13 protein-coding genes are annotated in these 13216 nt (G+C 63.9%); 10 read left to right on the top strand and 3 right to left on the bottom strand.

Features of this window, described 5'->3' with window-relative positions:
- The first annotated feature begins 61 nt into the window (after positions 1 to 61).
- The 6 genes from GY769_00240 to GY769_00215 are packed head-to-tail and all read left to right on the top strand — an operon-like array spanning position 62 to position 6124.
- The gene (locus tag GY769_00240) at positions 62 to 1138 is read left to right on the top strand and encodes a thioredoxin domain-containing protein (GenBank protein ID MCP4200347.1); all 1077 of its coding nucleotides are present in this window, start codon (positions 62 to 64) and stop codon (positions 1136 to 1138) included.
- A gap of 18 nt (positions 1139 to 1156) precedes the next feature.
- On the top strand, positions 1157 to 2212 hold the full coding sequence (locus GY769_00235; protein MCP4200346.1) for a mannose-1-phosphate guanylyltransferase: 1056 nt from the start codon (positions 1157 to 1159) through the stop codon (positions 2210 to 2212).
- Between the two features lie 13 nt (positions 2213 to 2225).
- On the top strand, positions 2226 to 2936 hold the full coding sequence (locus GY769_00230; GenBank protein ID MCP4200345.1) for a hypothetical protein: 711 nt from the start codon (positions 2226 to 2228) through the stop codon (positions 2934 to 2936).
- Positions 2933 to 4672, top strand: coding sequence for an ABC transporter ATP-binding protein (locus GY769_00225; protein ID MCP4200344.1), 1740 nt, complete (start codon positions 2933 to 2935; stop codon positions 4670 to 4672). Before GY769_00230 ends, GY769_00225 begins: the two co-directional genes overlap by 4 nt.
- A gap of 41 nt (positions 4673 to 4713) precedes the next feature.
- On the top strand, positions 4714 to 5622 hold the full coding sequence (locus GY769_00220; GenBank protein MCP4200343.1) for a TIGR01777 family protein: 909 nt from the start codon (positions 4714 to 4716) through the stop codon (positions 5620 to 5622).
- A 13-nt stretch (positions 5623 to 5635) separates the two neighbouring features.
- Positions 5636 to 6124 (top strand): SRPBCC domain-containing protein, encoded by a 489-nt coding sequence (locus tag GY769_00215; GenBank protein ID MCP4200342.1) that lies wholly within the window; start codon positions 5636 to 5638, stop codon positions 6122 to 6124.
- Here GY769_00215 and GY769_00210 read toward each other — a convergent pair.
- From GY769_00210 to GY769_00200, 3 genes are all read right to left on the bottom strand, one after another.
- Complete coding sequence (locus GY769_00210) at positions 6121 to 7329, bottom strand: HD domain-containing protein (protein ID MCP4200341.1); 1209 nt, start codon at positions 7327 to 7329, stop codon at positions 6121 to 6123. The two genes, GY769_00215 and GY769_00210, sit on opposite strands and share 4 nt — an antisense overlap.
- Positions 7330 to 7341: 12 nt before the next feature.
- The gene (locus GY769_00205; protein MCP4200340.1) at positions 7342 to 8589 is read right to left on the bottom strand and encodes a dicarboxylate/amino acid:cation symporter; all 1248 of its coding nucleotides are present in this window, start codon (positions 8587 to 8589) and stop codon (positions 7342 to 7344) included.
- Between the two features lie 88 nt (positions 8590 to 8677).
- Complete coding sequence (locus GY769_00200; protein ID MCP4200339.1) at positions 8678 to 8842, bottom strand: hypothetical protein; 165 nt, start codon at positions 8840 to 8842, stop codon at positions 8678 to 8680.
- A gap of 568 nt (positions 8843 to 9410) precedes the next feature.
- Between GY769_00200 and GY769_00195 the strand changes: the two genes are divergently transcribed.
- From GY769_00195 to secD, 4 genes are read left to right on the top strand one after another with little or no spacing between them, the layout of a single operon-like run.
- Complete coding sequence (locus GY769_00195; protein ID MCP4200338.1) at positions 9411 to 10145, top strand: outer membrane lipoprotein carrier protein LolA; 735 nt, start codon at positions 9411 to 9413, stop codon at positions 10143 to 10145.
- Between the two features lie 24 nt (positions 10146 to 10169).
- On the top strand, positions 10170 to 11315 hold the full coding sequence (tgt, locus tag GY769_00190) for a tRNA guanosine(34) transglycosylase Tgt (GenBank protein ID MCP4200337.1): 1146 nt from the start codon (positions 10170 to 10172) through the stop codon (positions 11313 to 11315).
- Positions 11309 to 11626: a preprotein translocase subunit YajC gene (gene yajC / locus GY769_00185; protein ID MCP4200336.1), complete on the top strand. Its 318-nt coding sequence runs from the start codon at positions 11309 to 11311 to the stop codon at positions 11624 to 11626. The genes tgt and yajC overlap by 7 nt, the downstream gene beginning before the upstream one ends.
- Positions 11627 to 11628: 2 nt before the next feature.
- Positions 11629 to 13203 (top strand): protein translocase subunit SecD, encoded by a 1575-nt coding sequence (gene secD, locus GY769_00180; GenBank protein ID MCP4200335.1) that lies wholly within the window; start codon positions 11629 to 11631, stop codon positions 13201 to 13203.
- Positions 13204 to 13216 lie beyond the last annotated feature (13 nt).

Raw genomic sequence — 13216 nt, 5'->3', positions numbered from 1 at the left:
GGTATCATGACGCGGTCCGCGCCGGTGCACGACCCGCGCGCGCCCAAGAAAGGAACCTGAGATGGAAACTATCGAAAGCAACAAGCGAGGCTGGAGGCTCGGGTGGATCGTTGCCCTTGCCGGTATCGGCGTCGTTGGGATTTGGCTACTCTCCACAACCGCAGCGGCTCAGAATGACGACACCGCCGATCTGGCAGCCGGAACCGGTGACGTACTCGCCCGTATCGGCGACATCGAAGTTCAACGCTCCGAGGTCGAAGAGGCCGTGGCGAAAGAGCTGCGCGATCTGAACCGGCAGCGTCACGAGCTGCTCGAAAAGGGGCTCGAAGCTGTCGTCAACGACAAGCTGGTCGAAATAGCCGCGGAAGCCAAGGGGATGACCGCGGACGCCTTTCTGACCGCCGAGGTGGACGCCAAGATTCCGGCGGTCACCGACGACGAGATCGACAAGTTCTACGAGCAGCGCAAGGGGCAGATCAAGCAGCCCAAGGAATCGGTTGCCGGCCAGATTCGTCAGTACCTCGAGCAGACCCGGAAGCAGGAGGCCTTTGGCAAGCTGGTCTCGAGCCTGCGCGCAGGGCACGAGCTCGAGATTCTGCTGGATCCGTTGCGCATCGAGGTCGCAGACGCGGGAGCTCCCTCGTTTGGCCCCGAGTCCGCTCCGGTGACCATTATCGAGTTCTCCGATTTCCAGTGTCCGTTCTGCTCACGGGTGATTCCCGCGTTCGATCGAGTCAAGCAGGAGTACGCGGACAGCGTGCGCCTGGTGTTTCGACAGTTTCCGCTCCATAGCATTCATCCGCAGGCCCAAAAGGCCGCGGAGGCTTCTCTCTGCGCGGACGACCAGGGCAAGTTCTGGGAGATGCACGACGCGATGTTCGAGAATCAGAGCGCGCTGGCCGTTGCGGACCTGAAGTCGGTGGCGCAGAGACTCGAGCTGGATGCCGCAGCTTTCGACGAGTGTCTCGATAGCGGTAAGCACGCCGATCGCGTGACCGCCGACGTCCAGGCCGGCGTCGCTGCTGGCGTGACCGGTACGCCCGCGATGTTCATCAACGGCCGCTTCCTGTCGGGAGCCCAGCCCTACGACGCGATCGCCAAGGTGATCGACGACGAGCTGCGCCGAACCGGAAGCTGATCGGCTCGAGCGTGGAAGGTGACTGAGCCCGCCTTCAAGGCGCTGATTCTGGCCGGGGGCAGCGGCACCCGGTTCTGGCCGCTGAGCCGCGTCCGGCGCCCGAAGCAGCTGCTCGACCTGGACGGTAAGGAAAGCCTGCTGGCGCGCACCGTCCGGCGCCTCGAGCCACTGGTCGAGCCCACGGAAGCCTGGGTCTGCACGATCCGGGGCCTTGCCGATCAGGTGAGGCAGCAGCTTCCCGAGGTGCCGGCCGAGCAGATACTGGTCGAGCCGGAAGGAAGGGACACCGCGCCGGCCATCGCCTGGTCGTTGGACCGGATGAATGCGCACGATGACGTGGTCGCGGTGCTGCCCGCCGACCACCGGGTCGGGGACGAACCCGGGTTTCGAGCCGCCCTCGACTCGGCGGCGGCATTCGTGCGTGCCCGAGACCGAGTGATGACGCTGGGGGTTCTGCCTCGCTGGGCGGAGCCGGGATTCGGCTACCTGGAGTTGGGCGAGACCGAGGACGCGGAGCTGGGCTTGAGAAAGGTAGTGGCGTTCAAGGAGAAGCCCGATCTCGAGACGGCGGAGCGCTATCTGGCGGACGGCAATTATCTCTGGAACGCCGGGATCTTCGTCTTTCGCGGCGGCCGCCTCCTCGAGTTGATTGCTGAACACGAACCCGGAATAAGCGCAGGGCTGGCGCGGATTCGGGAGCAGCCGGAGGAATTGGACCGCCACTATGGCCGGCTGCCGAAGGTGTCGATCGATTTTGCCGTGATGGAAAGGTGCCGGGACCTGGCCACCTTGCCCCTCGATTGTGAATGGAGCGACCTGGGCTCCTGGGAAGCCCTGGCGGAGATCCTGGAAGCCGACTCAGGGGGCAACGCCACTCGTGGCCGGGTTGTGACCTTGGACGCGCGAGACAACCTCCTGGTCGCGGACGACGGGATGATCGCGGCGGTCGGAGTTTCGAACCTGGTCGTGGTGCGCGCCGGTGACGCGGTTCTCGTCGTGCCCAAGGAGCAGTCTCAAAAAATCAAGGAACTCGTCGATCTTCTCGGCCGCGGTGATTTCGCGGACCTTCTGTAGCCGGATCGGTCGAGTGCTTCCCGTTCGAATTGCCGTCGCCGGCCGCGAGCAGAAGCTGGCCGAGCTCGACCTGCCTCTCGATCTGCCCGGCTTGCTGGCTTCGGCTGCGGATCCGGGTCGCGCGTGGGAGGTAGAGATCGGCTTCGGCAAGGGACGATATCTGCTCGAGCGGGCGGCGGCCGACCCGGACTGCGGCTTTCTGGGGATCGAAGTGGCTTCCAAGTACTACCGCCGCGTGCGGGATCGAGCGGCGCGCGATCGTATTGAGAACCTCATTCTGCTACGCGGAGAAGCCCTGTATCTCTTGGCGGCGGTGCTGCCGGGCTCCTTTGCGCGCTCGGTTCACGTCTACTTTCCGGACCCCTGGCCTAAAAGCCGTCATCACGGGCGGAGACTCTTCGATCCCGAGTCACTGGATCTTCTGCTCCGTCTCCTTCAGCCCGGGGGCGTGCTCAGCTTCGCGACCGACTACCTCGATTACGGGGATCTGGTGACCGAGCTCTTGCGAGCGCATCCGGCCTTGACGGTCGAGAACGCCGACGACCGTTGGGGCGGGCGGCCGCGGACGCACTATGAGGACAAGTACCGAAGGCAAGGCCGCCCCATCCTGCGAGTCGAAGCCCGCCTCGAGCCCTGCCGAGAGCTGTTTCATCCCTTGGGGGGACGTAGCGTGGTTGCCGCCACCGCTTCGCCGGCCGCCCTGGCCGAGGAGCGTGAAGAATGAGAGCCCTCCGCCGGCTGGCGCCCTATCTGCGCCGCTATCCGCGGAAGCTCCTCGCGGGCACGGCATGCATCGCGGCGTCGGTCGCCGCCGGCCTCTTCGGTCCGTTGATCGTGGGCCGGGCGGTCGACTCCTTCGTCGCCCAGGCCTCTTCCGCCACCTTGCTGCGCTATGGCCTTTTGCTGATAGGAGTGACGACGGTCCAGGGCGTCTTCAGCTTTGGCCAGCGGCTGATTCTGGTCTCCCTGAGCCGGCAGATCGAGTACGACCTTCGCGGTGTCTACTTCGAGCACCTTCAGACGATGCCGCTGTCGTTCTATCAGCGCAACTACACCGGCGACCTGATGGCGAGAGCGACCAACGATCTCGAGGCCGTGCGCCAGCTCTGTGGTCCGGCAATCATGTATTCGGTAAGCACTCTTCTCACCGCGTCCGGAGCCCTCTTCTTCATGGCCCGGATCAACTTGAAGCTCACGCTGCTTTCGCTGGCGACGATGCCGCTTGTGGCGCTGGCGACCCAGATCTTCGGTCACCGGATTCACGTTCTGTTTGGGCGAGTGCAGGAGCAGTTCTCGGCGCTCTCGACCCGGGTCCAGGAGAGCCTCGCCGGGGCGCGCGTGGTTCGCGCCCACGCTCGCGAGGACTCCGAGGTCGATGCTTTTGCTCGGACCAATGCCGAGTATGTCCGCCGCAGCAAGCAGCTGATCCGCTGGTCGGCTGCGTTCCACCCACTCCTGCAGATGCTGGTCGGGCTGGGGTTCGTCGCGGTGCTGTGGTTCGGCGGGACCTTGACCTGGAGGGGTGAGATCAGCATCGGCCAATTCGTCAGCTTCAATTTCTTTCTCTCCAAGCTGGTCTGGCCGATGATCGCGGTGGGCTGGGTGATCAATCTGGTCCAGCGCGGAACGGCGTCTCTGGCCCGGATCGAGGAGATCACGGGGACCGAGCCCGAGATCCGCGACGGTTGGCTGGTGGAACCCGCCCAGATCGGCGGCGCAGTGTCGATGAAAAACCTGGCCTTCAGCTATCCCGAGAGCGCGGAGCGAGCTCTGGAGGACATCCGCCTGACGCTCGCCGCCGGCGAGACACTCGGAATCGTCGGGCGTACCGGAAGCGGCAAGAGCACGCTGCTCTCGCTGATACCCCGTTTGCTGGACCCGCCGTCCGAGCGCGTGTTTATCGACGGGCTGGACATCCGCTCCCTGCCGCTCAGCTCCCTGCGCGCGGCGATCGGAGTCGTCCCGCAAGAGGCGTTTCTGTTCTCGACCACTATTGCCGAGAACATCGCGTTCGGAACGCCCGATCCCGAGCCCGACGGAATCGAGCGAGCCGCTGAGACCGCGGGCTTGTCGGCGGATCTCGAATCGTTTCCACGAGGTCTCGAGACCGTCGTCGGGGAACGCGGGATCACGCTGTCGGGGGGCCAGAAACAGCGCGTCGCTCTGGCCCGTGCGCTCGTCAGGGAGCCTCGGATCTTGCTGCTGGACGACTGTCTGTCAGCGGTCGATGCCGATACGGAAGAGAGGATTCTGCGCAATTTGCGCCGGGTGTTTGTTGGCCGGACCGTCCTTCTGGTTTCGCACCGGATCTCGGCGGTGCGGGCGGCCGACGAGATCATCGTGCTCGAGCGGGGCAGTATCGTCGAGCGGGGGCGACACGCCGATCTCATCAGCCAGGGCGGCGTCTACGCCGATCTGGCTCGGAGACAGCAGCTCGAGGAGGAGCTGGCCGCAGTCTGATCGGATCGCTCCAGTCGGCTTCGGGTAGGCTTGAGCCACCTATGCGGGTCGCGATTACTGGAGGCACTGGGCTGGTCGGCCGTGCGCTGGCCGCCGTGCTGACCGACGCCGGGCATGAGGTGGTGATTCTGAGCAGACGGCCGGACGGCGTCCGCGGTTTTCCGGCCGGCGTTTCCGCCGAGGGCTGGGACACGGTCAGCGCCGACCGGTTGATCCCGGTTCTCGAAGCGGTGGACGGGGTCGTCCATCTCGCCGGCGAGAACATCGGGTCCGGGCGCTGGACCGAAAGGAAGAAACGGCGGATTCGAGACAGCCGGGTGCGATCGACCGAAGCGTTGGCCGCGGCCTTCGCCGGGTGCGGCAATCGTCCGGGAGTTCTCGTGCAAGGATCTGCGGTCGGCTTCTACGGACCACGGGGCGACGAGAGCGTCCCGGAGACGACGGCGCCGGGCACGGATTTTCTGGCTCTGGTCTGCCGGGATTGGGAAGCGGCTGGCGAGAGCGCCGAGCCTCTAGGTGTGCGTCGAGTGGTTGCCCGCACCGGGGTCGTACTCGCGGTCGAGGGTGGTGCCCTGCCGCGGATAGTCTTGCCGTTCAAGCTATGGGTGGGGGGAGCGGTCGGCAGCGGCCGGCAGGTACTGCCATGGATCCATCTCCAGGATGAGGTGGAGGCGATAGTCCATCTGTTGGAGGACGATGGGGCTGAGGGCGCCTTCAATCTGGCGGCGCCCGGGGCCGTTTCGAATCGCCAGCTGGCGCATGCCATCGGGAAGGTGCTCAGGCGACCGAGCTTCGTGCCCACACCGGGGATCGCACTGCGGTTGATTCTCGGGGAGATGGCGACCCTAGTGCTGGACGGCCAGCGAGCAGTTCCGGAGCGGCTCCTCGAGCGCGGCTACGAGTTTCGGTTTCCAGAGGTCGAGGGCGCGTTGCGGGATCTCCTGCTCTAGCATCTAGCAGCCTATGGAGGGAATCCGGCAGGGTGACATACCGGGCGTCCAGCTCAGGCGCCGGGTCAACGTGCCCCAGAGCTCGCCGGAAAACGTGTGGGCGTTCTGGGTCGAAGCGGAGAAGCAAAGTCGCTGGCTTTGCGACCGGGCTCGCATCGAGGACGGTCCCCCGACGGTCTTTTGGCTGGAGAGCGACGACCCGCTCGGGGGTACCGTTCGCGAGGTGGCCGAGGTCATCGAGCGTGCCGAGCCCCAGCGATTGGTGCTCGGACTGCGGCAGCTGGATGCCGGTTGGAAGGCGGCGACAATCGTCACGGTCGAGCTCGCGCCGTCAGAGGTCGGCTGCGAGGTCATGGTGTTTCAGGAGGGCTTTCAGCAGCTGCCGCTTTCGGCCGGACTGACCGTTTGGGAGCACGCACGGACGCGCTGGACTCGGGCGCTCGAGCGACTGGAGAAGATCTCCGGGGAGCCAAGGGTGGGCGGCTCTTCCACGGCCCGCTAACCGGGCCACGCGGCCGCGAACGCCGCCGCCACTTCGTCGCGCACTTCCGGAGGTGTATAGACGCGAAAGCGTTCGATACGGGCCAGGTGCCGGATGAATTGACTCGACTCCTCCATCGGGCGCAGCGAACCGTCCGAATGGCGGACTTGCACGCGGGCCTGGCCGAGGCGATGAGGGTCCTTGGCCGAATTCGAGACCATCAAGGTGTGATCTCCGAAACGGGCCTTCATCTCGTCCAGTACCTCGGTGAATGCACCTCGCTCGGCTCTGGTCAGATGCTCACCGGTCTCGAAGGCCAAACGATAGTAGAGGCGACCGACGACCGCGCGGGCGTGCGGGCTGTCCGAATCTCTCATCAGGGCCATCGTGGAGATGTCGTCGTGCCGCAGGAACTCGAGAGGTGCCGACGGCCAGCGTAGGTTCTGATCGAGGAGCCACTCGTTGAAGTGAAGCTCGAGCGCCTTGCCGGTCAGATTGAAGTAGACCTGGGTGAACATGTAGTAGCGAGCCATTACCAGCGCTTCGACCGCGTGAACGCCGCCCTCTTCGACGCCGATTCCCCATTCCCCGGTCTCGGGGTCTTGGATCGGCTCGATGGTCTCCAAGATTCGGTCCAGATCGTAGTTGCCGTATCGCACTCCGCAGAAGAGGCTGTCCCGCAAGAGATAGTCCATTTTGTCGACGTCCAGCTCGCCCGAGATCATCTGCGACAACAAGCGGCGGCGCGGATCCTCGGGCTTGCCGAGAAGAGAGCAGACGTCCTCCGGCACGATGCCGTTGCCGAACTTGTCGAAGATCGCGCGGACATCCCCGACGAGCAGGATTCTGCGTGTCATCTCCTCGTGGTCGATGCTGTCTTCGAAGAGATCCTCGGCCGAATGACTGAACGGAGCATGCCCGACGTCGTGAAGCAGCGCCGCGATGCGAACCAGCCGGCGCTCGAGCGCTGACTGGTCGGGGATCAGGAAATCGGGTGCTTTTGCGGCCAGGGCGTCATAGACCCGCCCGGCCAGGTTCATGGCGCCGAGAACGTGGCTGAACCGGCTGTGCTCCGCTCCGGGGAAGACCAGGTAGGCAAAACCGAGCTGGTGAATCCAGCGCAAGCGCTGGACGGACCGGTTGTTGATTAGTGCATGTTCGAGCGGGTCCGCGTGGATGAATCCGTGTATCGGGTCTCGATACGAGGCTTGCCGCTGGAGATCCACGGCGACGGCTGCCTAGGCGCTGATCTCGGTGTCGACATCTTCACCTTCCGACTTGGCGATGATGGCGGCGCCGCAAGAATCGCTGAAGATGTTGATTGCCGTGCGGTACATGTCGAGCGGCCGATCGACAGCGAGCATGGCTCCGACGATCACGTCGACCTCGGGCCCCCTGAGGTTGACGGCCTCGAGGACAATGAAGATCACAACTAGCCCCGCCGAGGGCACCGCCGCGGCTCCGATCGAAGCCAACAGCGCGGTCAGAACCACCAGCAGTTGGGCTCCCAGCGTCAGATCCACGCCCAGAACCTGTGCGATGAAGAGAACGCCCGCGCATTCGTAGAGCGCGGTTCCATCCATGTTGACCGTGGCTCCCATGGGCAGAACGAACGATGAGATGCGGTTGGAGACACCGACCTTCTTTTCGACGTTGCTGATCGTCACGGGCAAGGTGGCCGCCGAGGAGCTCGTGGAAAACGCCATCAACAGGGCGTCCATCATGTTGCGAAAGTGGATCCGTGGCTTGATCCTGCCGAGGAGGATCAGTACCAGCGGCAAAGTCACAAACAGGTGCACGGTCAGACTCAGTGCGATCGTAACCATGTACATGGCGAGCGCCTTGAAGGAAGCGAAACCGGATTCGCCGACCAGCCGCGAGATCAGCCCGAACACACCCAGGGGCAGAAACATGATGACCCCCGCGGTGAGTTTCATCATGGCCTGGAAAGCCGCGTCGAAAAGCTTCACCAGAAAGGTGCGCGGCTCTTCCGGCAGGTGAGCCAGTGCCATGCCGAAGACGATGCAGAAAAAGATGACCGAGAGCATGTCGGGCTTGGAGGCCGCCGCAAAGAAGTTCCTGGGAACGATGTCGAGGAGGACGTCGGCCGGGGAACTGGGGGCCGAGAGCTCGGGTAGGTCCGCCTTCAGGGCGCCGCCGATGTTCGCGCCGACGCCCGGCTTGATGATGTTCACAGCGAACAGGCCCGCGAGGATCGCCAGCGCGCTGGTCAGCACGTAGTAGGCAAGTGTCTTGCCGAACAATCTGCCGAGGTCGCGACCGCCGCCGATCGAAGCGACCCCCGACACGATGGACGTGATGATCAGAGGCACGATGATCATCCGCAGCAGCGAGATGAAGAGCGTGCCCAGCCATCCGACCTTGGGCACAATGCCGGGCCCCCCGATCAAGCCGGCGATGACGCCGGCGACCATTGCTATCAGGATCTGCCAATGCAGCTTCCGATACCACGACTTTTCGCTCATTCGCGGTCAGACCCTACGGCAACTCGCCGTGGGGTTGCAAACGCCGGACTGCCGCACTAGCACAGAGCGCGGTGGGAAGCTCGGTCCGCTAGCTTTTCTTGCTGGGAGCCTTGGCCCCGTCTTCGGCGTCGGCCTCTTTGCCCTCTTGCGATCCGCATTTCGGACAAGGGGCATCGGCCTTACCGAGATCGTAGTATTTGGTGCCGCAGCTCGGGCACTCGTGCTTGGTTCCCAGTTCGACTTCGCCTGTCATGAAATAGCCCCTCGCAGACCGTGGGGCGGGAACGTAGCATCGGCCCCGAGGGGTGTCAAGGACTGAAGGCCCTTAGGGAGGAAAGGCCGAAGGGTGAGAGTGGTCAGAAGGATGCCGGCGCTCCGGGCCGCGAGCCGGCGCCGGCGACCCGAGTCGGGGCGCCGGAACAGCAGAGGAGACTAGTGGCCTAGTCGTTCCAGAGAAAGCCCTCGAGATAGCTGAGGAACCAGAGCGGGTTGAACGGTAGCATGAGGTCTTCTCCTTTGCGTCTCTCTCGATACCTTCGTCGTTTCGCCACCCCAATGGAGCACGGTCTGTGCCAGCTTCGGAGTCGAGCCGATGCGCGTCGTCCGGCAAGAGCTAATTAGCGAAAGACAAGACACTTTTTGGCTGCAGGACGGCTTCTTTCGAGATCGTCAAAAGTGGTTGCGAGAAGCGGCGGCCGCCGCTTTTTCGGTGTGCCGGCCCGAAAGAACCGGCGGCGGCGATCTTGCGGCCGCTCTTGTTTGCCGGTGGTACTCGGTCGGGGTTAGGATGTGCCTCGTCGTTGGCCCCGGCCGAGAAAGCAATGCGTCGAACTCTATTCATTCTCGGTCTTGCGGTGTTGTCGTTCGCGGCCGGTGCGCCAGCGCAGGATGGCGTTCCCAGTCCTTTTGACGGGACACTGCCCCCGACCGAACGGCTCGAGGCGCTTGCCGAGCAGATTCGCCGAGCCCACGAGGCGCTGGTGACCCTGGAAGCAGAGTTCTCCCAGATCAAGGAGAGCGCGCTTTTGCTCGAGCCGGATCGGTCGGAAGGTGAGTTCTCCTATGCCGCGCCCGATCGTGTGCGCTGGGAGTACTCGGCCCCCGAGCCGATTTCTCTGGTGATAGCCGACCGACTCATGACGACCTGGTACCGCGATATCGCTCGCGTGGAGAAGGCTCAGGTCGGCGAGCAGTCCGATCGGGTTCTGAGATATCTCGGCGCGGGAACCTCGCTCGATACGCTGATGAAGTACTTTACCGTCGCAATGCACCTGCCACCCGATCGCGGCGATCCTCTGCGATTGGAGCTGTTGCCGCGCTTCAAGCGCGTCGCGAAACGGATTCAAGGTATGGACTTGTGGCTCCACCCGACCCTGTTCTTGCCGGTGAGACTGAAATACGTGGAAGGCGACGGTGATGTGACCGAGTACGAGTTCTGGAACTTCCGCAGGAACGAGGGAATCCCGAAGGATCGCTTCGAGCTGGACCTGCCTCAGGATGTCGAGGTTCGCGAAGTCCACTTCGACAGTCGGGCGGCCGCCAGTGGCCCGCGATAGCCGTCCGAACGATCGCGCCCGAGGATGAGATCTGAACTCTTCTCGGTCGTCCGAACAGAGGGTCAGGCCCGGTCGGGCCTCTTGAAGACCCGCCATGGCTCGGTCGAGACGCCCGCTTTCATGCCGGTGGGGACACTGGGCGCCGTCAAGGGCTTGACGCCCGAGGCATTGAAGGCTCTGGGAGCCGGGATGATGCTGTGCAATCTGTACCATCTCGCCCTGAGGCCGGGAATCGACGTCGTCGAGTCGGTGGGCGGGCTCCATCGGTTCACCGGTTGGAGCGGCCCGATCCTCACCGACAGCGGTGGATTCCAAGTCTTCAGCCTGGCCCGCCTGCGCACGATCGCCGAGAAAGGCGTATCGTTCAGGAGCCACATAGACGGCCAGGCACTCGAGTTCTCGCCCGAATCCGTGGTCTCGTTCCAGGAGCGCATGGGCGTCGATATCGCCATGATGCTCGACGAGTGCCCTCCGGCCGGGGCGACCAAAAAGGAGATCGGCGCTTCGCTGAGGCTCACCAACCGCTGGGCGAAGAGAGCCCGCGAGGCCTGGAAGGAGGGAGCCACGAAGCTCTTCGCGATTGCTCAGGGGGGGGTCTTTACGGAGTTACGGCAAGAAGCCGCCGAGACCCTCGCCGAGCTCGATTTTCCCGGCTACGCCATCGGTGGTGTCAGCGTGGGCGAACCGTTGGAGGACAGGCAGCGGGTGGTCGAGTTCACGGCGCCCCTGCTTCCGGCCTCGAAACCGCGATACCTGATGGGGGTCGGGACGCCGCTCGACATCTTGCACGCGGCCCGTCATGGCATCGACTTGTTCGACTGCGTGCTGCCGTCGCGCAACGCGCGCCACGGCATCCTGTTCACCCGCGGTGGGCCGATCAGAATCAAGAATGCCCGCTATCGAGAGGACCGCGGGCCCGTCGATGAGAGCTGCTCCTGTCCCACCTGCGCAAGTGTCAGCAGGGCGTTCCTGCATCATCTGATTCGTACCGGAGAGGTCACCGGAACCGTCCTCTCGACACAGCACAATATCCGCTTCTTTCTTGACTTTATGCGGGATCTCAGGGAAGCTATCGCGTCTGGCGCGATCGCCGAGTGGGCCGGTTCGTTTACCGCCGCCTACACCGCCGCCGATCCCGACACAATACCGACGAGACCTGGTTCATGTTGAGTTTCACGATGCTTGCTTTTGCTCAGGCCCAGGGGCAGCCGAGTGCCTTCATGCAGCTGGTGCCGATCGTCCTCATTTTCGGCATCTTCTATTTCCTTTTGATCGCTCCGATGCGCAAGCGTCAGAAGGCTCTCAAACAGATGATCAGCGACGTCAAGAAGGGCGATCGGATCGTGACCTCGGGCGGCCTGCACGGCGAGGTCACCGCGGTTCTGGACAAGGCGGTTTTGCTCAAGGTTGCCGACAATGTGAAAGTCAAGGTCTCGAAGTCCGCGATCGCGGGACTTCAAGGATCGGAAGGTGACGGCTGAAGATGAAGCGAGGACTGCTCTGGAAGGGCGTGATTATCGGTTTGGTGGTCCTGGTCGGCGCTCTGTCGGCCTACCCGCTCGGCGAGAAGATCAGCTTGGGATTGGATCTGCGCGGCGGTACCTACCTCGTGCTCCAGGTCGAGACGGAAGACGCGCTCCGAGCCGAAACCGACAAGGACCTGGCCCGGCTGGTCCAGGAGCTCCAGGACAAGGGCCTCGAGACCGCTAGCGGGACCAGGACGTCTTCGACGGCGTTCGACATCCTGGGCGTCGGCGCCGATCGCGCTGCCGATGTGTCCACCGAGGCGGCCGAGTTCTTGCCGGGCTGGGATTACCAGAGGCGGGACGATGCAGTGGCCTTCGAGATGAAGGCACAGAACGCCAATCTGATCGCCAATCAGTCGGTCAAACAGGCGCTCGAGACCATTCGAAACCGGGTGGACGCCTTCGGCGTGTCGGAGCCGGTGATTCAGCGCCAGGGGCTCGAGGGCAACCGGATCGTTGTCCAATTGCCCGGCGTCGACGATCCCGAGCGAGTCAAGAAGCTGATCAAGAACACGGCGTTCCTGGATTTCCGTCTGGTCGCCTATCCTCCGGATGGCCGCGGAGCGCCCAGCCGCGAGGAGATTCTAGGCAACTACGGCGGCCGGCTTCCGGACGACGTCGAGATCGTCTCCGGCCCGATTCGCGACAGCGAAGGCAACGTCGTTGCGGAGCAGTATTACGCGGTGGAGAAGGTCTCCGTGATCACGGGGCGCGATCTCAAGGACGCGCGCCCAGGTCTCGGCGACTTCAACCAGCCGATCGTGAACTTCTTTCTCACCCATGAGGGCGGGCAGCGATTCGGCGACGTGACCGGTGCCAACATCGGTCGTGGCCTGGCGATCGTGCTCGACGGTAAGGTGCGGTCCGCGCCCACGATCCGGGCGCAGATTCGGGACAGCGGCATCATCGAGGGCTCATTCACGCGCCAGGAGGTCGAGGATCTGTCGACCGTACTCAAATCGGGTGCGCTGCCGGCCGCGATTACCTACCTCGAGGAACGGACCGTCGGTCCCTCGTTGGGCCAAGACTCGATCGACCAGGGCTTGAAGGCAGGTCTTCTGGGGATGGCGCTGGTCGTCCTGACCATGTTTCTGGTCTACAAGCTGTCCGGAGTCAACGCGGTCGTCGCTCTCGCGATGAACATCGTCTTGATCTTCGGAGCACTTGCCTATTTCGGCGCGACGCTGACCCTTCCCGGCATCGCCGGCATCGCCTTGACCATCGGCATGGCGGTGGACGCCAACGTGCTGGTTTTCGAACGCATTCGGGAAGAGCTACGGCACGGTCGAACCGTCAAGTCGGCGATCGATGCGGGTTTCGGAAAGGCACTTTCATCCGTGCTGGACGCGAACATCACCACGCTTCTCGCCGCGCTGTTTCTGTTCCAGTTCGGCACCGGGCCGATTCGGGGCTTCGCGGTGACTCTCTCGATCGGCATCTTCGCTTCGCTGTTCTCCGCGATCTTCGTCAGCCGCTGGCTTTTCGACATGATCCTTTCCCGCCGCCGGCGCGTAGACCGTCTTTCGATCTGACGGCGCAGCAGAG

The sequence above is a fragment of the bacterium genome (assembly GCA_024224155.1).
Lineage (GTDB): Bacteria > Acidobacteriota > Thermoanaerobaculia > Multivoradales > JAHEKO01 > CALZIK01.
The sequence above is the reverse complement of the archived record's forward strand: the minus strand, read 5'-3'. Positions and strand labels throughout refer to the sequence as shown.